Raw genomic sequence first — 20,176 nt, forward strand, 5'->3', positions numbered from 1 at the left:
CAGCCGCAGGATTCAGCCAGGAGCTTCCCCATGAAAGATACCTTTTCCGCACGCGACATCCTCGAGGTCAACGGCAAGCAGTACGCCTTTGCCAGCCTGGCCAAGCTCGGCCAGCGCTTCGACCTGAAGCGGCTGCCGTACTCGATGAAGATCCTGCTGGAAAACCTGCTGCGCCACGAGGATGGCGTGGACGTGACCTCGAAGGAAATCGAAGCGGTCGCCAACTGGGACGCGAAAAAGGAGCCGGATACCGAAATCTCCTTCATGCCGGCGCGCGTGCTGCTGCAGGACTTCACCGGCGTGCCGTGCGTGGTCGACTTGGCGGCGATGCGCGACGCGATGAAGGCGCTGGGCGGCGACCCGACCCTGATCAACCCGCTGTCGCCGGCCGAGCTGGTCATCGACCACTCGGTGCAGGTCGACGTGTTCGGCAGCGAGGACGCGCTGGAAAAGAACGTCGCGATCGAATTCGAGCGCAACCAGGCCCGCTACAGCTTCCTGCGCTGGGGCCAGAAAGCGCTGGCCGACTTCAAGGTGGTGCCGCCACGCACCGGCATCGTGCACCAGGTGAACCTGGAGCACCTGGCCCGCGTGGTGATGGCCAATGAAGTCGACGGCCAGCAGTGGGCCTACCCGGACACCGTGTTCGGCACCGACTCGCACACCACCATGGTCAACGGCCTGGGTGTGCTGGGCTGGGGCGTGGGCGGCATTGAGGCCGAAGCCGCGATGCTGGGCCAGCCCTCCTCCATGCTGATTCCGCAGGTGGTCGGCTTCAAGCTGTCCGGTCGCCTGCCCGAAGGCGCCACCGCCACCGATCTGGTGCTGACCGTGACGCAGATGCTGCGCAAGCAGGGCGTGGTCGGCAAGTTCGTCGAGTTCTTCGGCCCGGGCCTGCAGCACCTGGCACTGGCTGATCGCGCCACCATCGGCAACATGGCGCCGGAATACGGCGCCACCTGCGGCATCTTCCCGGTCGACGCGGAATCGCTGCGCTACCTGCGCCTGTCCGGCCGCAGCGACGAGCAGGTCGCGTTGGTCGAGGCCTACGCCAAGGCCCAGGGCCTGTGGCACGACGAGAACAGCCCGCACGCCGAATTCACCGTCACGCTGGAGCTGGACCTGGCCGACGTCAAGCCGTCGATGGCCGGCCCGAAGCGCCCGCAGGATCGCGTGTTGCTGTCCGACGTCAAGCAGAACTACAACGCCAACCTGGGCGCCACCACCCTCCATCGCACGCCGAAGAATGGCGCCGCGGAGGACTTCGCCAACGAAGGCGGTGCCACCGCCATCGGCAACCCGAGCAACGCGATCACCGACGGTCTGGTGCGGGTCGAGATGAACGGCGAAAGCTTCAAGGTCGGTGACGGTTCGGTGGTGATCGCCGCGATCACCTCGTGCACCAATACCTCCAACCCGGCCGTGATGCTGGCTGCCGGCCTGGTCGCCAAGAAGGCCGCCGCGCGTGGCCTTAAGGCCAAGCCGTGGGTGAAGACCTCGCTGGCACCCGGCTCCAAGGTCGTCACCGACTATCTGGAAAAGACCGGCCTGCTGACCGAGCTGGAAAAGACCGGCTTCTACCTGGTCGGCTACGGCTGCACGACGTGCATCGGCAACTCCGGCCCGCTGCCGCAGGAAATCAGCAAGGCGATCAGCACCGGCGACCTCACCGTGGGCGCCGTGATCTCCGGCAACCGCAACTTCGAAGGCCGCGTGCACGCCGAAGTGAAAATGAACTACCTGGCCTCGCCGCCGCTGGTGGTCGCCTACGCGCTGGCCGGCTCGCTCGACATCAACCTCACCACCGAACCGCTGGGCCAGGGTTCGGATGGCAAGGACGTGTTCCTCAAGGACGTGTGGCCGAGCAACCAGGAAATCAGCGATCTGCTGGCCAGCGCGGTCACCTCGGACATGTTCAAGAAGAACTACGCCGACGTGTTCAAGGGCGACGAGCGCTGGAGCGCGATCGCTTCGCCGGACGGTGCGCTGTACGCGTGGGACGAAGCGTCCACCTACATCAAGAACCCGCCCTACTTCGACGGCATGACCATGGAAGTGGGCAAGGTCGAGGACATCCACGCCGCGCGTTGCCTGGGCCTGTTCGCCGACTCGATCACCACCGACCACATCTCGCCGGCCGGTTCGATCAAGAAGGATTCGCCTGCCGGCCGCTTCCTGATCTCGCGTGGCGTGCAGCCGATCGACTTCAACTCCTACGGCTCGCGTCGCGGCAACGACGACGTGATGGTGCGCGGCACGTTTGCCAACATCCGCATCAAGAACCAGATGCTGGATGGCGTCGAAGGCGGCTTCACCCGCCATGTCCCCAGCGGCGAACAGCTGGCGATCTACGACGCGGCGATGAAGTACAAGGAAGCGGGCACTCCGCTGGTGGTCATCGCCGGCAAGGAATACGGCACCGGTTCATCGCGTGACTGGGCGGCCAAGGGCACCTTGCTGCTGGGCGTGAAGGCCGTGATCACCGAAAGCTTCGAGCGCATCCACCGCTCCAACCTGGTCGGCATGGGCGTGCTGCCGCTGCAGTTCAAGGATGGCGAAAGCGCCAAGTCGCTGGGCCTGACCGGCAACGAAAGTTTCGACATCACCGGTCTGGACAACGGCAATGCCCGCGAGGCCACGGTAGTGGCTACCGCCGCCGACGGCAGCAAGAAGCAGTTCAGCGTGCACGTGATGCTGCTGACCCCGAAGGAGCGTGACTTCTTCCGTCACGGCGGCATCCTGCAGTACGTGCTGCGTCAGCTGGCGGGCAAGAAGGCCGCCTGAGTCCAGGCGTGACTTTCTGCAACAGCAAGACCGCCCCGGATACCGGGGCGGTCTTGCATCAGCTCACCGAAAGATCTCAGAGCGCATGCTTCCAGCTTGCCGTGTAGCAACGCCATTCGCCCTCTTCCTGGCGCCATGCCGATTCGACCTGGTACAGGCCCATCTGGTCCGGCAGCAACTTGCCGCCACTGGTCAGGGTGACCGTGAACGTGGCCACCATGCGCTCGCCACGCCGCTCGATCGAGACCGGCCCCATGGTCACGCCGATGTGCTCCCCGCGCAGCGCCAGCAGGCGAACCATCGACGTCAGGCTGCGCCGGTCCAGTGCACCGTCATTGCCTTCGAAGTCCTCGCTGATCGGCTCGCCGAGATCGCTGGCGGAACCCGCCTCCGCCGCATGGGCGACGGCCGCAATCGCCGCCCTCACCCGCGCCTCGTCGGAGTCGTGTCGACAGGCCACCAGGGTCAGCGCGAACACCACGCAGGCAAGCCATCGGCAAAGCATGTTTTTCGTCATCATCATCGGGCTACTCGTTGCAGTGCGGCTTGCCGCTGTACGCGGGCGTATGCTCAAATCACCTGACGCATGATCCATGATGGATGCAAAGCCGATCCTGATTCCATCATCTGATCCGTCGTCCTCGACCAACAGGGAATTCCAAGCATGAGCAATGAGCGTCCGTGGCTGGAGCAGTATCCAGCCGGCGTGTCCGGGCAGATCGACGTCAGTCAGTACGCTTCGGTTCCTGCGGTGCTGGAAGAGGCCTTCGCCGCCTTCAGCGATCGCCCGGCGTTCGCCAGCTTCGGCCGCCAGCTCAGCTATGGCCAGATCGATGCGATGAGTCGCCAGTTCGCCGGTTACCTCACCGGCGTGCTCAAGCTGGGCAAGGGCGATCGCATCGCCATCATGATGCCCAACGTGCTGCAGTATCCGATCGCCCTGTTCGGCGCCTTGCGCGCGGGCCTGATCGTGGTCAACACCAATCCGATGTACACCGCCCGGGAACTGAAACACCAGCTGGTGGACTCCGGCGCGAAGGCCATCCTGGTGCTGGACAACTTCGCCCACACCCTGCAGCAGGTGGTGGCGGAAACCGGCGTGCAGCATGTCATCACCACCGGCATCGGCGACCTGCTCGGCTTCCCCAAGGGTGCGCTGATCAACTTCGTGCTGAAGCACGTGAAGAAGATGGTGCCGGCCTACGATCTGCCGCAGGCCGTGCGCTTCCGCGATGCCCTGGCTCGCGGCGCGGCGCACCCGTTGCAGAGCGTCACGCTGGAGCACGGCGACATCGCGTTCCTGCAGTACACCGGCGGGACCACCGGCGTGGCCAAGGGTGCCATGCTGACCCACGGCAACATGATCGCGAACATGCTGCAGGCCAGCGAATGGATCGGCGGCAGCGCCAAGCCCGGCGAAGAGGTGATCATCACCGCACTGCCGCTGTATCACATCTTCTCGCTGACCGCGAACGGCCTAGTCTTCATGCGCCTTGGCGGATTGAACTGGCTGATCACCAATCCGCGTGACATGCCGGGATTCGTGAAGGAACTTCGCAAGTCCGGTTTCACCGCGTTGACCGGCGTCAACACGCTGTTCAATGGCCTGCTCAACACGCCCGGCTTCGCCGAGCTGGATTTCTCGAAGCTGCACCTCACCCTCGGCGGCGGCATGGCCGTGCAACGTGCCGTGGCCGAACGCTGGAAGAAGACCACCGGCTGCACCCTGGCCGAGGCTTATGGCCTGACCGAGACCTCGCCGGCGGTCTGCATCAACCCGCTGGACCTGAAGCAATACAACGGCTCGATCGGCCTGCCCGTGCCGTCGACCGATGTCGCCATCTGGTCCGAGGAAGGCCAGCCGCTGCCCGCCGGCGAAGTCGGTGAACTGATGGTGCGCGGTCCGCAGGTGATGAAGGGCTACTGGCAGCGCCCGGAAGAGACGGCCAACGTGCTTGGTGCGGATGGCTGGCTGCACACCGGCGACATCGCCAGGATGGACGAGCACGGCTACTTCTACATCGTCGACCGCAAGAAGGACATGATCCTGGTGTCCGGCTTCAACGTGTACCCGAACGAGGTCGAGGACGTGGTGATGGAGCACCCGGGCGTGCTCGAGGTCGCCGCCGTCGGGGTTCCCGATGAACATTCGGGCGAAGTGGTGAAACTGTTCGTGGTGCGCAAGGACCCGCAATTGACCGAGGAAGCGCTCAAGCAGTTCTGCCACGACCGCCTCACCGGCTACAAGCGGCCGCGCCAGATCGAATTCCGCACCGAATTGCCCAAGAGCAACGTGGGCAAGATTCTCCGCCGCGAATTGCGCGACGAGAAGAAACCCGCCGCCTGATTCCTGCTTCGCGAACAGAAACGCCCGCCTGGATCAGGCGGGCGTTGTCGTTTGCGCCATGTGTGGGATGCGGCGCGGCTCAGCCGTCCTTCCAGTATTCGAGGATGTCGGCGTAGCCGCCCAGCAGGTTCCACAGCGGGACCTGCTTGTCCTCGGGAATGCGGCTGTAGGAAAAACCGATGTGATGGTCGGAAATGCGGGCGACCGCAGCCTCCAGGTGAATGTGCAGGTTGTGACCGAAGATCATGTCGAGCACCCAGCTCTGGCCCACGTCTCCCGACCACCCAAGCGGGCGCCGCAGCAAGGCGCCGGTCGCCGATATGTCCACCAGTTCGGTCGGGTGCGACTCGCCATGACGACTCATCAGCACCGTCGTCTCGATCTGCATGCGCGCCGGACGCAACTGCTCCGGTCCGCCCTGTCCATTCTTGTCGGTCACCATCAACTCCACCATCCGTTTGTGCTTGCGCCTGCTGTTGCTCTTGTTTTCCGCAAACGCTGTTTCACCTTCTTCCTGAAATCGTCTTGTCGCTTCCTGTGGGACGATGCAACCGCCCAGCGATTGCACCAGTCGAGCTGTTGGAAAGCAACCAACGTGCCAGTCCATCCCCCGGTTGATCCAACCACCGCCGGCAGCCCTGGTGCACGGGGAAAAACGGCGCAGACCGGCGAGCCAACGCCACCGCACGGCGTTCTTCCGCTGCACCGCGCCCGGGCATCCCCGGTCGCGCCTTCCGCCACCTGCCGGCGAGGGCATCAGCCCTGACGCAAGCTGACCGCAAGTCGACGCATTAGGTCACATGGCGCCCTCGCCTTCCCGTACAACCCACTTCGAAGGCACAATCCGGATATTGTGCCTGCCTGCGGCCGTGATGCGAAGCTGCCACCTTGCAGTCCGGCCTTCCTCGTTCCATCAGTCATGTCTGCCTGCGCTGGACTTGAAGCCGGCCAGCCGCTACTCTTGGCCCACGCATGGCACCACGGAAACTGCTCGCCGAGCGACAGCGGCGCACCTTGGCTTCCATTCGATGGCTTTCGACCCGACCGGTGAACTGGCGCGATGTGATTCCGCCGTCATCGGCTAGGCGCACCTGCCGTGGCTGACAACCCGCAGTTGGCGCGATTGGTCGCTGGCGACCTGCCTGACCGAACCACGAACGCGTGGCTTCATCATGCCCGTCGTGACGAGTGCGTACGCCACGCCTCGATTTGTATGATTTTGACGAACGCAGCACCCGGGAATGCCGCCTTACCGCCGTGTTCCGAGTACGGACATCCGCATGCCGTGACGGCATGTGAATGACTCCGATCCCGTAGAACGCACTGCCAGCCGCCGAAAGCGGCCCCATGACATGCATTGATGAGCACTGAGCCCGTCGTCGAGCCGCAGAGTCCGGTACCTGCAACGCAGGACGCCTTCGCGTCGGTGCCGCAGCAGCAGGAAATGCCGCTGGCCATCGTGCGCGGCGAACCGATGCTGCAGATGCCGCAGGATCTGTACATCCCGCCGGATGCACTGGAAGTCATCCTGGAGTCGTTCGAGGGTCCGCTGGACCTGCTGCTGTACCTGATCCGCCGGCAGAACCTGGACATCCTGGACATCCCGGTTGCCGAGATCACCCGGCAGTACATGAGTTACATCGAGCTGATGCGCGATGTCATGCGGCTGGAACTGGCCGCCGAATACCTGCTGATGGCCGCGATCCTGGCCGAGATCAAGTCGCGGCTGCTGCTGCCGCGACCGCCGACCGAGGAAGGGCTGGAAGAGGACCCCCGTGCCGAACTGGTACGACGATTGCAGGAGTACGAACGATTCAAGCGGGCCGCCGAGGACATCGAGGCGCTGCCGCGGCAGGAACGCGACAGCGTGGTGGTCCACGCCGACGTGGGTGAGCGCAACGTCATCAAGTTGCCGCCGCCACTGGAGCTGACCGAGCTGTTGCTGGCACTGAAGGACGTGATGCACCGGGCCGAACTGTTCGGGCACCACGCGATCAAGCGCGAGGCGCTCAGCGTGCGCCAGCGCATGGGCGAATTGCTGAGCCGGCTCGACGACAGCAGCTTCCACCGCTTCGAGAGCCTGTTCGACATCAGCGAGGGACGGCTCGGCATCGTGGTGACCTTCCTGGCGATGCTGGAGCTGGCCAAGGAGATGCTGGTCGAGATCGTCCAGGAGGAACCGCTGGCGCCGATCTACGTGAAGGCGAAAGCGAGCCACATCGAGGAAGCCGCCGAATTGCCGCTGGATGCGGCACAAGATGGCGAACCGGCCGTGATCGAGGCATCCGGCGAATGAACGACACCCTTTGAACGACAGTGACCGAAACGGCATCCGACCCAAGGTTATGCAGATCGAGCAACTCAAATCCATCATCGAGGCCGCCCTGCTGGCCTCCACCCAGCCAATGACCGTGCAGCAGTTGGGCGACCTGTTCGTCGAGGCCGACGAGGTCACGCGCGAGCTGATCGCCCGGGCGCTGGAGTCGCTGGCCGGGGACTGTGACGGCCGCGGCGTCGAGCTGAAGGAAGTGGCGTCGGGGTTCCGCTACCAGGTGCGCCAGGACGTGCATCCGTGGATCTCGCGGATGTGGACCGAGCGACCCAGCCGCTATTCACGTGCGCTGCTGGAAACGCTGGCGCTGATCGCCTACCGCCAGCCGATCACCCGGCCCGAGATCGAGCAGATCCGTGGCGTGGTGGTGTCCTCCAACATCATCAAGACGATGGAGGAGCGCGAGTGGATTCGCGTGGTCGGCTACCGCGACGTGCCCGGCAAGCCGGCGCTGTTCGGCACCACCCGCGCCTTTCTCGACTACTTCAACCTGAAATCGCTGGACCAGTTGCCGCCGCTGTCGGAAATTCGCGACATGGAAGACCCGCAGATGCGCTTCGAGCCTGAACCCCTGCCCGCCCGCGTCGCACGCGACCTGCCGATCGACCCGGACGAGGAAATGCCGGACGACAGCAGCCCGGACAACGACGGCGCGATCGACGACGAACACGAACACCCGGTATCCGCCGACGTCGCGGATACCGATCACAGCGACACCACGGCCGACGCCGATGCGCCGACCACGACACCCGAGGCCGTCGAGCCTGGCCCCGAATCGGGCCCACTTGCCGACCAACCGATTGCCACTGCCGACGAGGCAGCGAACCCCGCCGCGGATGCCGACACCGGCTCCGCCAGCCAAGATACCGAGGAGTACCGCGCATGACTGCGCCGCAAAAATCCGTTTTGTCCCTGAAGCGCGAACCGCGCATCGACACCGACGCACCCGCGCTGGAAGAGCGCCTGCACAAGGTGCTGGCGAACGCCGGCCTGGGCTCGCGCCGCATGCTGGAGCAACGCATCCAGTCCGGCGAAGTCGAGCTCAACGGCGCCCCCGCCGAGATCGGCATGAGCGTGAAGGCCGGTGACCGCGTGGTCATGGACGGCAAGCAGTTCGTCGTGGCCACCGACAGCCGCGACGACGCCGAGGTGCTGATCTACCACAAGCCCGAAGGCGTGCTGACCACCCGCGACGATCCCGACGGCCGCCCCAACGTGTTCGAACAGCTGCCGCGCCTGAAGGGTGCGCGCTGGGTCGCCGTGGGCCGCCTCGACATCAACACCACCGGCCTGCTGCTGCTGACCACCGACGGCGAACTGGCCAACGGCCTGATGCATCCCAAGAGCGGCCTCGAGCGCGAATACCTGTGCCGCGTGCATGGCGAAGTGCCCGACGAGATCATCGAGCGGCTGAAGGCCGGCGTGGAGCTGGAAGACGGTCCCGCCCGCTTCGACGAGATCGCGGTGATCAGCCGCGGCGGCAGCCACAGCTGGTTCCGCGTGGTGATCCGCGAAGGCCGCAACCGCGAAGTGCGCCGGCTGTGGGACTCGCAGGGTTTCCTGGTCAGCCGCCTGAAGCGCATCCGCTACGGCAAGATCGAACTGCCGCGCAACCTGCGCCGTGGCGAGTGCGAAGCGCTGGACGCCGAAAGCGTCAAGCAGCTGCGCCAGACCACCGGCCTGGGTGCGGCGCAGCCGGTGCTCACGCTGAGTCCGGTGCTGCACCAGCGTCGCGCCAGCCGCAGCGTCACCGAATATCGTCCCGAACGTGGCGCCGGCACGGCCTGGACCGGCGGCCAGGACGAAGCACGCGAGCTGCGCGCCTACGACCGCATCCGCGAGGAACCGGTCCGCGGCCGCAAGCCGCCGCGGCGTGACGGCCGGGAAGTGAACGGCAACGTGGCGCGCCCCGAACGTGGCGCGGGCGGTGGCGCCCGAGGCGGCAAGAGTCGCCGTGTGGCGCCAGGCCAGGAACTGCCCTCGGTGCGCACCTGGTTCGCCGGCGAAAGCCGCGACGGTGGTGCCGGTCGTCCCGGCGCACCGCGCGGCAATGCCGGCGCCCCGGGCAATCGTCGCCCGGCCGGTGGCAAGCCGTTCGGCGCACGTTCCGCGGGCGAAGGTCGCAGCGCAGGCGCCGCCGGTCCGTACAGCGGTTTTGGCGGGGAATCACGGGGCAACAGCGCAGGAGGCAACCGCGCTCCGGGCAATCGTGGTCCGCGTCCGCAGGGACAAGGACAGGGGCAGGCCCAGGGCAACCGTTCGCATGGCAACCAGGCACGTCCGCAAGGACAGGGCGGCAATCGCCCCCAGGGTTCCGGTCGACCGCAGGGTCAGGGCGGCAACCGTCCGCACGGCGGCGCGCGGCCCGCGGGCTCCGGCGGTGGACGTCCGCCAGGCCGCGGCGGCAACCGTTCGGGCAATCGCTGAGGCCTGACCGATGGTGCGGATCTATCACAACAGCCGCTGTTCGAAATCGCGCGCCACGCTGGCGCTGCTGCAGGAACGCGGCGCCGACGTCGAGGTGGTCAACTACCTCGACACGCCGCCGACGGCCGCCGAGCTTTCGACCCTGCTGCAGCAACTGGGGATGACGCCACGCCAGTTGCTGCGCCAGGGCGAGGACGATTACCAGGCCCTGGGCCTGGACAATCCCTCGCTCGACGACCAGGCCCTGATCGCCGCGATGGTCGCGCATCCGAAACTGATCGAGCGGCCGATCGTGGTCGCCGACGGCAAGGCGGCGCTTGGCCGTCCGCCCGAGGCCGTGCTGGCGATACTCTGAAGCCGTCGCCGACCCATCGACAGAAGCCGCCTTCGGGGCGGCTTTTTGTTGTCCGGCGAACGACGATGCGGCGCGTCGGTCAACCCGGGTCGAGCGAGAACGCGTCGGCATCCATCCATGCCGGAAAGCGTTCGCGATGGGCCAGCAGCGGTGCCGGGTCCAGCGTGATCGTCACCACCTGTTCCTGTGCGCCCAGTTCCACCAGCGGTTCGCCGACCGGATCGAGTATCGCGCTGTCGCCGGCATACGGGATCTCGTTGCCGTCCACGCCGACCCGGTTCACGCCGACCACGTAGCTGAGGTTCTCGATCGCGCGGGCGCGCAGCAAGGTGCGCCACGGCTGCCGGCGCGGTGACGGCCAGTTCGCCACGAACACGGCCAGGTCGTAGTCCATGCCGCCAGTGGCGGTCGCCAGCCGGCGGTTGCGCAGCCACACCGGGAAACGCAGGTCGTAGCAGACCTGGGGCAGGATGCGCCAACCCTTCAGCTCCACGATCAGCCGCTCGTTGCCACCGCCGTAGCGGGTGTGTTCGCCGGCCATGCGGAACAGGTGGCGCTTGTCGTACTGCTGGAAGCTGCCGTCCGGCTGCATCCACAACAGGCGGTTGTAGACCACGCCATCCTCGCGGATCGCCAGGCTGCCGCAGATCACCGCGCCGACCTCGATCGCCAGCGCGCGCAGCCAGGCCACGCCCTCGCCGTCCATGGTGTCGGCGCTGGCCTGGATGTCGTTGCTGAAACCGGACAGGAAGGTCTCCGGCAGCACGATCAGGTCGCTGCCTCTGGCCTGGCGTACCAGCGCACCGTAATAGTCGCGATTGGCCGGCGCGTCGTGCCAGCGGGTGGCGCCCTGCACCAGCGAAACCCGCAGTGGTTGCATGCTCATAGCTTGCACAGGCGTTCCGCCGCCGCTTCCATGGTGGCGTCGCTCTTGGCAAAACACAGGCGCAGCAATCGCGTTCCCGGCGCCTGTTCGTAGAACGGCGTCAGCGGGATCGCCGCCACCCCGCCCTGCTCGACCAGCCAGCGGCTGAAGCTGAGGTCGTCCTCGTCGCGGATCGCCGAGTAGTCGACCAGCTGGAAATAGCCGCCCGGCACGTCGAGCAGCTTGAATCGCGAAGGCGCCAGCAGTGCACGGAAACGGTCGCGCTTGGCCTGATAGAACGCCGGCAATTCCAGGTAGTGCTGCGGCGTGCTGGCCATGAATTCGGCGAACGCCACCTGCGCCGGATGGAAGGTGCAGAAGGTGAGGTATTGATGCACCTTGCGGAACTCGGCGCTCAGCGCGGCCGGCGCCACCGCGTAGCCGACCTTCCAGCCGGTGCAGTGATAGGTCTTGCCGAAGGAGGACACCACGAAGCTGCGCCCGGCCAGTTCCGGATGGCGCAGCACGCTTTCGTGCTGGGCGCCGTCGTAGACGATGTGCTCGTAGACCTCGTCGGACAGCACCACGATCTTCGTGTCGCGCACGATCGCCGCCAGTTCGTCCAGATCCGCCGCAGACAACACCGCACCGGACGGGTTGTGCGGCGTGTTGATCATGATCATGCGCGTCTTCGGCGTCACCGCCTCGCGCACGCGCTGCCAGTCGATCGAGAACGCCGGCACGGTCAGCGGGATGTGCACCGCACGCGCGCCCTGCAGGTCGATCGCCGGCTCGTAGCAGTCGTAGGCCGGGTCGAACACGATCACTTCCTCGCCCGCGCGCACCGTGGCGGCGATCGCCGCGAAGATCGCCTCGGTGGCGCCGGAGGTCACCGTGATGTCGGTATCGACGTTGAGCTTGCGGCCATACAGGCGTTCGGTCTTCAGCGCGATCTGCTCGCGCAGCGCCGCGGTGCCGTGCATCGGCGCGTACTGGTTGCGGCCGTCGTTCATCGCGTGATTCAGCGCGTCGCGCAATGCCTGCGGCGGCTCGAAGTCGGGAAAACCCTGGCCCAGGTTCACCGCCTTGTGCTCCAGCGCGAGCTGGCTCATCACGCTGAAGATGGTGGTGCCGACTTTCGGAAGCTTGGTTTCGATCATTGTCATTCGGCCGTATGGATGTCCATAAAGGTTCAAGCGTAGCGCATCAGGACTTCGGCAGCGCATCCAGCGGGCGCTGCTTGCACTGCTCGTGCTTGAGCAGGGTGGTGACCGGCAGGCGCTCGGCCAGGAAATCCACCAGCGCCCGCACGCCGGGCAGCATGCCGCGCCGGCTGGGGTAGACGAAATGCATGGTGCCCTCGGGCATGCTCCAGTCCGGCAGCACCACTTCGAGATCGCCCGCCGTGATCGCCGGCGCGCAGACGAACTCCGGCAGCAACGCCACGCCCATGCCGCGGCGGGCGGCTTCCAGCAACACGGCGAAATCGCCGGTGATCAGGCGTGCATGCACCTCCACGTTGACCTGGGCGCCGCCCGCGTCGGTCAGCTCCCACGTCTGCGCGCCCTCGTGCTCGCGCATCGACAACGCCGGCAGCCTGGCCAGTTCGTCCGGGGAGGTCGGTCGCCCCTGCGCCTTCAGCAGTGCCGGACTGGCCACCAGCTTGGTGCGGGAGTTGCCAAAGCTGCGCACCACCAGGTTCGCATCGGTATCCAGCTTGTTGCGCACGCGGATCGCCAGGTCGTAGCCCTCGCCGATCACGTCGACCCGGCGATCGCTGGAAAGCAGGCGCACCTGCATCTTCGGATACTGCGCCAGGAAGTCGGGCAGCAGGTAGGCCAGCACCGTCTGGGTCAGGGACACCGGGCAACTGAGGCGCACCACGCCACGCGGCTCGGCGCGCAACTCGTCCACTGCATCCTGCGCGGCCTGCGCCTCTTCCAGCACGGCGCGGCAATGCGCGTAGAAGCGCTCGCCCACCTCGGTCACCACGAAGCGCCGGGTGGTCCGCTGCAACAGGCGCACGCCGAGCCGCTCCTCCAGCTGGGCGACCCGCTTGCTGAGACGCGACTTCGGCACACCCAGGGCGCGGCCGGCGGCGGAGAAACCGGCGTGCTCCACCACGGCGGCAAAGAAGTAAAGGTCGTTGAGGTCCTGCAGGGCACCGCTCAATACGGTCATCGTCGTTTCCATTTGGGGACGATTGATCAGAAAGGACACATCCACCGTCAGATTGTTCTGAATATATCCGCTTTGCATCGACGGTCAATCAAGTCGCGGCGGTTTGCGCGCGGTGGAAAAAACGGGCCGGGGCAGACACACTGGAGCTTCGCCCACCCGTCATCGGACCCCACCCATGATCCGTTCGCTACGCTTTTCACTGCTGGCCCTGCTGGTGCTGGCACCGGTGGCTTCGGCCGCCGACCTGCTGGTCAGCAACGTCAACGGCTACACCCTCGACAGCCATGGCAAGCTGCAGCATTTCCAGGCCTTGCTGGTGGACCAGGGCAAGGTCGTCGCCACCGGCACCAGCGCCGACCTGATCAAGCGCGCCGGTGGCGCGAAGGTCGTCGACGGCCACGGCAAGACCCTGCTGCCGGGGCTGATCGACGCTCACGGCCACGTGCTCGAACTCGGCTACGCCCGCAACAGCGTGGATCTCAGCACCACGAAATCGCTGGACGAAGCGCTGGCGAAAGTGAAGGCGTACGCGGCGGCCCATCCCGACGCGACCTGGATACGCGGCGGCGGCTGGAACCAGGAAATCTGGAAGCTGGGGCGTTTCCCCACCGCGCAAGAGCTCGACGCCGTGGTGTCCGACCGACCGGTATGGCTGAGCCGCATCGATGGCCACGCCGCATGGGCTAACTCGGCGGCGATCAAGCTGGCCGGCGTCGGCAAGACCACTCGGGACCCCAGCGGCGGACGCATCGAGCGCGACGCCCACGGCAACCCGTCCGGCGTCTTCGTCGATGGCGCCGTGGACCTGGTCAACGCCGTGGTGCCGGCATTGACGCAGCAGGACCGGATCGAGGCGCTGGACACCGCGCTGGCCGAGATGGCCAGCGTCGGGCTTACCGGGGTCAGCGATGCAGGCATCGATCTGGAGAACTACCAGCTGTATCGGCAGTACGCCGACGCGCACAAGCTCACCGCGCGCATCTACGCGATGATCCGCGACACCGGCGAGGCTTTCGACGCGATCAGCAAGGACGGCCCGCTGATCGGCTACGGCAACGACTTCCTCACCGTGCGCTCGGTCAAGCTGTTCGCCGACGGCGCACTGGGCAGCCGCGGCGCGGCGATGCTGAAGCCCTACTCCGACGATCCGCACAACAGCGGCCTGCTGTTCCTGCCGCCGGCGGTGATGACTTCGAAGATCGAGAAGGCCTTCGGCAAGGGCTACCAGGTCGGCATCCATGCCATCGGCGACCACGCCAACCGCGAGGTGCTGGACAGCTTCGCCGCCGCCTACAAGACCCATCCGGATGCGGTCGCCCTGCGCAACCGCGTCGAACATGCGCAGATCGTTTCGCTGCAGGACATCCCGCGCTTCGTGAGCCTGCACCTGATCGCCTCGATGCAGCCCACCCATGCCACCTCGGACATGAACATGGCCGAGGACCGGATCGGCCACGAGCGCATCAAGGGTGCCTATGCCTGGCAGCGTTTCCTCAAGCAGGGCACGGTGATCGCCGCCGGCTCGGACTTCCCCGTGGAATCGCCCGATCCGTTCTACGGGTTGTATTCGGCGGTGACCCGCGAGGACCATCAGGGTCAGCCCCCGGGTGGCTGGTACCCGCAGCAGGACCTGAGCCTGACCGAGGCCCTGCGTGCTTTCACCTTGGACGCGGCCTACGCCGAGCATGCCGAGAAGACCCTGGGCACGCTGGAACCGGGCAAGTGGGCCGACTTCATCCTGATCGATCACGACGTGATGAAGGATCCTTCCAGCAAGATCTGGAACACGAAGGTCTTGCAGACCTGGGTCGGCGGCAAGCAGGTCTACGTCGCCAGGGACTGACCACCGGCCCGCAAGGGCCGGCATCCATGCCGGCCCTTGCCGTGCTGGCGCTCAGATCGTCGAGGTCTTGCCGCCATCCATCGGGATGATGGCGCCGGTGACATAACTGGCCCGCGCCGAGGCGAGGAAAACCGCGACATCGGCAATCTCGGCGGGCTCGGCCATGCGCCCCAGTGGAATGCCGGCCAGCTGACTTGCCAGCAGCGCCTCGCGCGCTTGCCCGCTGGCCCGCACCGCGGCGTCCAGTCCTTCGTCGACGCGGCCGGTACGGGTTATCCCCGGATTGATCGCATTCACCCGCACGCCCCTGCCGGCGTAGGCATTGGCATAGCCCACGGTGGCCAGCATCAGGGCGGCGTTCGCCGAACCGCCGCCGATGTGCTGCGGATTGGCCTGGCGACCGCCCTGCCCGATCACGTTGACGATGCTTCCCGTGCCACGCGCCGCCATCGCACGAATCACCGGATCGATCGCGTGCATGTAGCTGAGGTACTTCGCCTGCATTGCCGCGAGCACGGCGGTCGCGTCCAGTTCGTCCGGCGGCGTGCGCCGGGCGGCGCCCGCGCAATTGACCAGCACGTCGATGGGCCCGTGGTCGTTGACGATGCGTTCCATCACCAGTTGCGCCGCCACGCTGTCCTTGAGATCTGCCGGGTCCACATCCATGGCCAGGCCCAGCGACGCCAGTTGCTCCTGCGCGACACGCAGATTGGCCGGATCGCGGGAAACGCCGATCACGCTGGCGCCTTCGCGGGCGAAGGCGATCGCACAAGCCAGTCCGATGCCCTTGCTCGCGCCGGTGATGACGACGATGCGACCAGCCAGTTCAAGATCCACGTTCACCTCCGGATTGACGCCAGGTATTGAAGCATGAAGCCGGCGCAGCGCGGGCCAACGGCGCAACCGTCTCCGCCGGATGGACCTGATGCCCCTGCACGGACGATCCGGTGCCCCCCCCTGCCATCAGTCATGTTGCCAATTTGCATCCAGCCTATTGACGGTTCAAAACTCGGTGTTATAGTTCACTACAACACCACCCAACGAGGTCACTAAGGAGGCCCGTCATGAAAGCGCACAACCTGATCGCCAGCGCCGCCGCCGTCCTGCTCACCGTCGCGAGCCTGAGCGTCGTCAACTACAACGTCGACAGCCAGCCGGCCGCAGCTGCCCAGCAGGGCGCCGCCCGCGTCACCAACCTGGCACCGGTCCAGGTTCGCCCCAGCGCAGCGGAAATGCGCAGCGCGGCCCTGCTGCCCGGGAACGACACCGCCACCATCGCCACGATGTCGGTGCTGGGCAACCTGGGCGAGTCCGACGGCGCCGGGCAATTCAGCCTGCTCGGGTCGCAACTGGCCATGCCCTACTATTCGTTTGGCAACAAATTCGGTCGCATCAGCAAGGAATAAGACATGACCATTACCTGGAACGACAGCGTCCCGATCTATCGCCAACTGCACCAGCGTGTCGTGGCGATGATCCTGGACGGCGCCTTGAACGAGGGCGACCCGCTGCCGTCGGTACGCCAGGTGGCAGCGGAATATCAGATCAATCCGCTGACGGTATCCAAGGCATACCAGGAACTGGTCGACGAACAACTGGTTGAGAAACGGAGGGGCTTGGGCATGTTCGTCATTGAAGGCGCTCGCGAGGCGCTGCTGAAATCGGAACGCGAGCGCTTCCTGCGCGAAGAGTGGCCGGCGCTGTTTGCACGGCTGCAGCGGATGGGGCTGGATCTCAAGACTCTGCTGCGCGAAGCCGCCACGGACAAGGAGGAAGGATCATGAGCGCGGTAATCACGGCCAACGGCCTGACCAAGCGGTACAAGTCGGCGCTGGCGCTGGACAACACCAGCTTCCAGATCGAGCCCGGCCGCATTGTGGGCCTGATCGGTCCCAACGGTGCCGGCAAGACCACCGCGCTGAAGGCCATCCTGGGATTGACCGACTTCAGCGGCGAGTTGAACGTGCTGGGTTTCGACCCGCGCAAGCAGCGCGACAAGCTGATGGGCGAAGTCTGCTTCATCGCCGACGTGGCCGTGCTGCCGCGCTGGATCAAGGTGAGCCAGGCGATCGACTTCGTCGCCAACGTGCATCCGCGCTTCGACCGCAAGAAGTGCGAGGCCTTTCTGGCCCGCACCAAGCTGCAGCCCGACCAGCGCGTGCGGCAGATGTCCAAGGGCATGATCGTGCAGCTGCACCTGGCCCTGGTGATGGCGATCGACGCCCGCCTGCTGATCCTGGACGAACCGACCCTGGGCCTGGACATCCTCTACCGCAAGCAGTTCTACCAGAACCTGCTGGAAGACTACTTCGACGAGAACAAGACGATCATCGTCACCACCCACCAGGTCGAGGAAGTCGAACACATCCTCACCGACCTGATGTTCATCCGCGACGGCAGGATCGTGCTGGATGCGGACATGGACGCGGTGGGCGAACGCTTCATCGAGGTGATGGTGGGCGCCGACAAGGCCGATGCGGCCCGGGCATTGAAGCCCATCGACGAACGCCAGGTCTTCGGCAAGAGCATTTTTCTGTTTGACGGCGCGAACCGCGCGGTGCTGGAACAGCTGGGCGAAACCCGCCGGCCGTCCATCAGCGACCTGTTCGTCGCCACCATGAAGGGAACCTACGCATGAAAACCTTCTACTGGCTGGTAAAGCGCGAATTCTGGGAACACCGGGGCGGCTTCTTCTGGGCGCCGATCATCACCGGCGGCATCTTCCTGCTGCTGAACATCATGGGCATCATCACCGCCGAGGTGCTCGGCGCCCGCCAGGGCATCAGCTTCGGCGCCAGCGGCGGTCTGCGTAAGGTCATCGAGGGCATGGACGCCGGCGACATGAGCAAGGTCGGGTTCGCCCTGGACATCGCGATGTACTCGGCAATGGGATTGCTGATCGTGGTGCTCGGCTTCGTGGTGTTCTTCTACTGCCTCGGCGCGCTGTACGACGATCGCCGCGACCGCAGCATCCTGTTCTGGAAATCGCTGCCGATCTCCGACGCCAGCACCGTGTTGTCCAAGGTCGTCAGCGCCACCGTCGTCGCGCCCATCGTGGCCGTGATCGTGGGCATCATCGTGGGCATGCTGCAACTGCTGATCGTGGCGATCACGCTGTCCTTCCACGGCGTCAACGTGTGGCAGCTGCTGGTACTGGCGCACCCGTTCAAGGTCATGTTCAACCTGATCGGCTACATCCCGCTGTATGTGTTGTGGGCTGCGCCCGCGGTGGGCTGGTTGCTGATCTGTTCGGCCTGGGCACGCAGCAAGCCGTTCCTGTGGGCGGTGGCACTGCCGGTCGGCGCCGGTCTGCTGGTGAGCTGGTTCGGCATCATGGGCCTGTTCAACCTGCCGGCCACCTGGTTCTGGAAGAACATCGTGCAGCGCGCCCTGTTCAGCGTGTTCCCCGGCACCGGCAGCATCTTCAGCGCGGACAGCGACAACATGGTCAGCCACGTCACCGGCAACGGCAGCGACGTCCTGGACCTGGTCAACACCTGGCACCTGGCAGCCTCGCCGAACCTGTGGATCGGTGTGGTGATCGGCGCCGCCCTGCTGGCCGGTGCGACCTGGTTCCGCCGCTGGCGCGACGACAGCTGACCCATCCGAACGAATCACAAGGGAGAACACACGATGAAAAGCCATCTCTTCGCCAGCGGCATCCTCGCATCGGCCCTGCTGCTGCCACTGGCCGCCTGCAGCCACTCGGACCAGGATGCCCCGGCAGCAAAGCAAGCCAGCACCCAGACCTCGTCCTCGTCGATCGCCGCCAAGGTCCGTGAGGGCATCGAGCAGGCCAAGCAGGAACTGGCCACCAAGGACATCAGCATCGGCGACGTCCACTTCAACACGGAACCGGGCGTCCATCGCGACTCCTCCCTGCCCAAGGCGGCGATCACCCCGCAAGGCAACCTGGTGATCGCGGGCAAGCCGGTCGATGCCACGCCGGAGCAGCACGTCATGCTGGTCGACTACCGACAGCAGGTCCTCGGCATCGCCGAGGCCGGCATGGACATCGGTGCACAGGGCGCGGACATCGGCGTCACGGCGGCGAAGCAGGCCATCTGGGGTGCGCTCAGCGGCAAGGACGACAAGGAGATCGAGGCGAGCATCAAGCCGCAGACCGACAAGATCCAGGCCGCCGCCATGGCCCTGTGCAAGCGGCTGCCGGACCTGTTGGCCTCGCAGCAGAAGCTCGCCGCGGCGATGCCGGCGTTCAGGCCCTACGCCACGATGACGCAAAAGGACATCGACGACTGCGGCAAGGAGATGACTGACAAGGATGGCAAGAAGGGCTTTGCCGTGTTCTCCGACTGAGCGGCTCAGGCTCCGCCAGCCGCCCCGGCGACTGGCGGAACTGCTACCCGACGATCACAAGTCTTCTCTTGAACCGAACAACGGACCTGTCATGAAAGATCTCGCCCGCCCGCTCCTTCTCGCCGCACTGGCATGCACGCTCGCTGCCTGCAATACGCCCGACACCGTCATGGCCAATGGTGCGATCACTCTTGATGGATACCAGGTGAACCTGCGCGTCATCGGCGCGTCGAAAGCCACGATCGATGCCGACGGCACGTTCACCGTCGACGGCAAGCCTGTCGTCACCACGCCCGCCGAACGCAGCCTGCTGGCCCAGTACAACCAGAGCGTGCGCTCGGTGCATGAAACCGGCCTGGCCATGGGCAAGGCCGGCGTCCGCATGGCGGCCAAAGCGGTCGTGGCCAGCACGTCCTCCGCGCCGGGCAATGCGGGTGAGACAGCCGAGGCGGGAGCCGGGCAAATGCAGCAGCTGAGCCTCGACATCTGCAAGGCGCAGGCTTCGATCAAGACCGCGCAGGATCAGCTGGCCACGCAACTGGCGTCCTTCAAGCCCTACGCTTCGATCGTCAGCTCATCCGACGTGGCCGATTGCGAGAGCGACGCCAAGGACTGACGACGGACCATCCGGCACGCGTGCCGGACGGGACCCTTCCCGCGCGGATACCGCCTGTATCCACCCCTTCCGCTCCACCGTTCATTCCACGAAGTCGTCCCGACTGCGT

Annotated in this window: 19 protein-coding genes; 13 read left to right on the forward strand and 6 right to left on the reverse strand. The window is 65.8% G+C overall.

The features are described from left to right. Positions 1 to 30 precede the first annotated feature (30 nt). Positions 31 to 2,784 carry an aconitate hydratase AcnA gene (acnA, locus tag I6J77_RS09385; RefSeq protein WP_204108786.1) on the forward strand — a complete coding sequence of 918 codons (2,754 nt, stop codon included), beginning with the start codon at positions 31 to 33 and terminating at the stop codon, positions 2,782 to 2,784. A gap of 76 nt (positions 2,785 to 2,860) precedes the next feature. Here acnA and I6J77_RS09390 read toward each other — a convergent pair whose 3' ends face one another. Further along, positions 2,861 to 3,289, reverse strand: a complete 429-nt coding sequence (locus I6J77_RS09390) for a hypothetical protein (protein ID WP_204108787.1) — start codon at positions 3,287 to 3,289, stop codon at positions 2,861 to 2,863. A gap of 159 nt (positions 3,290 to 3,448) precedes the next feature. On the opposite strand from I6J77_RS09390, the gene I6J77_RS09395 reads away from it, so the two are divergent. Then, positions 3,449 to 5,131 carry a long-chain-fatty-acid--CoA ligase gene (locus I6J77_RS09395; protein WP_204108788.1) on the forward strand — a complete coding sequence of 561 codons (1,683 nt, stop codon included), beginning with the start codon at positions 3,449 to 3,451 and terminating at the stop codon, positions 5,129 to 5,131. 79 nt (positions 5,132 to 5,210) lie between these two features. On the opposite strand, the gene I6J77_RS09400 is transcribed toward I6J77_RS09395, so the two are convergent. Then, positions 5,211 to 5,573, reverse strand: a complete 363-nt coding sequence (locus tag I6J77_RS09400) for a PilZ domain-containing protein (protein ID WP_056718406.1) — start codon at positions 5,571 to 5,573, stop codon at positions 5,211 to 5,213. 1,002 nt (positions 5,574 to 6,575) lie between these two features. Here I6J77_RS09400 and I6J77_RS09405 point away from each other — a divergent pair. From I6J77_RS09405 to arsC, 4 genes are read left to right on the forward strand one after another with little or no spacing between them, the layout of a single operon-like run. Further along, positions 6,576 to 7,427, forward strand: a complete 852-nt coding sequence (locus tag I6J77_RS09405) for a ScpA family protein (protein ID WP_235577764.1) — start codon at positions 6,576 to 6,578, stop codon at positions 7,425 to 7,427. 49 nt (positions 7,428 to 7,476) lie between these two features. Beyond that, positions 7,477 to 8,349: an SMC-Scp complex subunit ScpB gene (gene scpB, locus I6J77_RS09410; protein ID WP_204108789.1), complete on the forward strand. Its 873-nt coding sequence runs from the start codon at positions 7,477 to 7,479 to the stop codon at positions 8,347 to 8,349. Further along, positions 8,346 to 9,890, forward strand: coding sequence for a pseudouridine synthase (locus I6J77_RS09415; protein WP_204108790.1), 1,545 nt, complete (start codon positions 8,346 to 8,348; stop codon positions 9,888 to 9,890). The genes scpB and I6J77_RS09415 overlap by 4 nt, the downstream gene beginning before the upstream one ends. 10 nt (positions 9,891 to 9,900) lie before the next feature. Further along, positions 9,901 to 10,245 carry an arsenate reductase (glutaredoxin) gene (arsC, locus tag I6J77_RS09420; RefSeq protein WP_204108791.1) on the forward strand — a complete coding sequence of 115 codons (345 nt, stop codon included), beginning with the start codon at positions 9,901 to 9,903 and terminating at the stop codon, positions 10,243 to 10,245. A 79-nt stretch (positions 10,246 to 10,324) separates the two neighbouring features. On the opposite strand, the gene I6J77_RS09425 is transcribed toward arsC, so the two are convergent. From I6J77_RS09425 to I6J77_RS09435, 3 genes are read right to left on the reverse strand one after another with little or no spacing between them, the layout of a single operon-like run. Continuing rightward, the gene (locus I6J77_RS09425; protein WP_204108792.1) at positions 10,325 to 11,125 is read right to left on the reverse strand and encodes an amidohydrolase; all 801 of its coding nucleotides are present in this window, start codon (positions 11,123 to 11,125) and stop codon (positions 10,325 to 10,327) included. A gap of 2 nt (positions 11,126 to 11,127) precedes the next feature. After that, positions 11,128 to 12,270 carry a pyridoxal phosphate-dependent aminotransferase gene (locus tag I6J77_RS09430; protein ID WP_304627165.1) on the reverse strand — a complete coding sequence of 381 codons (1,143 nt, stop codon included), beginning with the start codon at positions 12,268 to 12,270 and terminating at the stop codon, positions 11,128 to 11,130. Positions 12,271 to 12,316: 46 nt separating this feature from the next. Beyond that, a complete protein-coding gene (locus I6J77_RS09435) occupies positions 12,317 to 13,291 on the reverse strand; it encodes a LysR substrate-binding domain-containing protein (protein WP_056718405.1) in 975 nt (324 codons plus the stop codon). Positions 13,292 to 13,466: 175 nt separating this feature from the next. On the opposite strand from I6J77_RS09435, the gene I6J77_RS09440 reads away from it, so the two are divergent. Continuing rightward, positions 13,467 to 15,134 carry an amidohydrolase gene (locus tag I6J77_RS09440; RefSeq protein WP_204108794.1) on the forward strand — a complete coding sequence of 556 codons (1,668 nt, stop codon included), beginning with the start codon at positions 13,467 to 13,469 and terminating at the stop codon, positions 15,132 to 15,134. A 51-nt stretch (positions 15,135 to 15,185) separates the two neighbouring features. Here the strand turns inward: I6J77_RS09440 and I6J77_RS09445 are convergent, their stop codons facing one another. After that, complete coding sequence (locus tag I6J77_RS09445; protein ID WP_239308897.1) at positions 15,186 to 16,037, reverse strand: SDR family NAD(P)-dependent oxidoreductase; 852 nt, start codon at positions 16,035 to 16,037, stop codon at positions 15,186 to 15,188. A 161-nt stretch (positions 16,038 to 16,198) separates the two neighbouring features. On the opposite strand from I6J77_RS09445, the gene I6J77_RS09450 reads away from it, so the two are divergent. The 6 genes from I6J77_RS09450 to I6J77_RS09475 all read left to right on the forward strand — a co-directional run bounded on the left by I6J77_RS09450 (position 16,199) and on the right by I6J77_RS09475 (position 20,067). Next, positions 16,199 to 16,540 carry a hypothetical protein gene (locus I6J77_RS09450; protein ID WP_056718385.1) on the forward strand — a complete coding sequence of 114 codons (342 nt, stop codon included), beginning with the start codon at positions 16,199 to 16,201 and terminating at the stop codon, positions 16,538 to 16,540. Between the two features lie 3 nt (positions 16,541 to 16,543). Continuing rightward, positions 16,544 to 16,918 (forward strand): GntR family transcriptional regulator, encoded by a 375-nt coding sequence (locus tag I6J77_RS09455; RefSeq protein WP_007809080.1) that lies wholly within the window; start codon positions 16,544 to 16,546, stop codon positions 16,916 to 16,918. Next, a complete protein-coding gene (locus I6J77_RS09460) occupies positions 16,915 to 17,772 on the forward strand; it encodes an ABC transporter ATP-binding protein (protein WP_007809082.1) in 858 nt (285 codons plus the stop codon). The genes I6J77_RS09455 and I6J77_RS09460 overlap by 4 nt, the downstream gene beginning before the upstream one ends. Beyond that, entirely contained in the window at positions 17,769 to 18,734 is a 966-nt protein-coding gene (locus tag I6J77_RS09465; RefSeq protein ID WP_056764747.1) for a hypothetical protein, read from the forward strand. Before I6J77_RS09460 ends, I6J77_RS09465 begins: the two co-directional genes overlap by 4 nt. A gap of 33 nt (positions 18,735 to 18,767) precedes the next feature. Then, a complete protein-coding gene (locus I6J77_RS09470) occupies positions 18,768 to 19,451 on the forward strand; it encodes a hypothetical protein (protein ID WP_204108795.1) in 684 nt (227 codons plus the stop codon). Between the two features lie 91 nt (positions 19,452 to 19,542). Continuing rightward, the gene (locus tag I6J77_RS09475) at positions 19,543 to 20,067 is read left to right on the forward strand and encodes a hypothetical protein (protein ID WP_204108796.1); all 525 of its coding nucleotides are present in this window, start codon (positions 19,543 to 19,545) and stop codon (positions 20,065 to 20,067) included. Positions 20,068 to 20,176: the final 109 nt, after the last annotated feature.

The organism is Rhodanobacter sp. FDAARGOS 1247 (assembly GCF_016889805.1).
Taxonomy (GTDB): Bacteria; Pseudomonadota; Gammaproteobacteria; order Xanthomonadales; family Rhodanobacteraceae; genus Rhodanobacter.

Coding starts and splice junctions, on each gene's coding strand:
- acnA (WP_204108786.1), top strand. CDS start 31: ATGAAAGATACCTTTTCCGCACGCGACATCCTCGAGGTCAACGGCAAG.
- I6J77_RS09390 (WP_204108787.1), bottom strand. CDS start 3,289: ATGCTTTGCCGATGGCTTGCCTGCGTGGTGTTCGCGCTGACCCTGGTG.
- I6J77_RS09395 (WP_204108788.1), top strand. CDS start 3,449: ATGAGCAATGAGCGTCCGTGGCTGGAGCAGTATCCAGCCGGCGTGTCC.
- I6J77_RS09400 (WP_056718406.1), bottom strand. CDS start 5,573: ATGGTGACCGACAAGAATGGACAGGGCGGACCGGAGCAGTTGCGTCCG.
- I6J77_RS09405 (WP_235577764.1), top strand. CDS start 6,576: ATGCCGCTGGCCATCGTGCGCGGCGAACCGATGCTGCAGATGCCGCAG.
- scpB (WP_204108789.1), top strand. CDS start 7,477: ATGCAGATCGAGCAACTCAAATCCATCATCGAGGCCGCCCTGCTGGCC.
- I6J77_RS09415 (WP_204108790.1), top strand. CDS start 8,346: ATGACTGCGCCGCAAAAATCCGTTTTGTCCCTGAAGCGCGAACCGCGC.
- arsC (WP_204108791.1), top strand. CDS start 9,901: ATGGTGCGGATCTATCACAACAGCCGCTGTTCGAAATCGCGCGCCACG.
- I6J77_RS09425 (WP_204108792.1), bottom strand. CDS start 11,125: ATGCAACCACTGCGGGTTTCGCTGGTGCAGGGCGCCACCCGCTGGCAC.
- I6J77_RS09430 (WP_304627165.1), bottom strand. CDS start 12,270: ATGATCGAAACCAAGCTTCCGAAAGTCGGCACCACCATCTTCAGCGTG.
- I6J77_RS09435 (WP_056718405.1), bottom strand. CDS start 13,291: ATGACCGTATTGAGCGGTGCCCTGCAGGACCTCAACGACCTTTACTTC.
- I6J77_RS09440 (WP_204108794.1), top strand. CDS start 13,467: ATGATCCGTTCGCTACGCTTTTCACTGCTGGCCCTGCTGGTGCTGGCA.
- I6J77_RS09450 (WP_056718385.1), top strand. CDS start 16,199: ATGAAAGCGCACAACCTGATCGCCAGCGCCGCCGCCGTCCTGCTCACC.
- I6J77_RS09455 (WP_007809080.1), top strand. CDS start 16,544: ATGACCATTACCTGGAACGACAGCGTCCCGATCTATCGCCAACTGCAC.
- I6J77_RS09460 (WP_007809082.1), top strand. CDS start 16,915: ATGAGCGCGGTAATCACGGCCAACGGCCTGACCAAGCGGTACAAGTCG.
- I6J77_RS09465 (WP_056764747.1), top strand. CDS start 17,769: ATGAAAACCTTCTACTGGCTGGTAAAGCGCGAATTCTGGGAACACCGG.
- I6J77_RS09470 (WP_204108795.1), top strand. CDS start 18,768: ATGAAAAGCCATCTCTTCGCCAGCGGCATCCTCGCATCGGCCCTGCTG.
- I6J77_RS09475 (WP_204108796.1), top strand. CDS start 19,543: ATGAAAGATCTCGCCCGCCCGCTCCTTCTCGCCGCACTGGCATGCACG.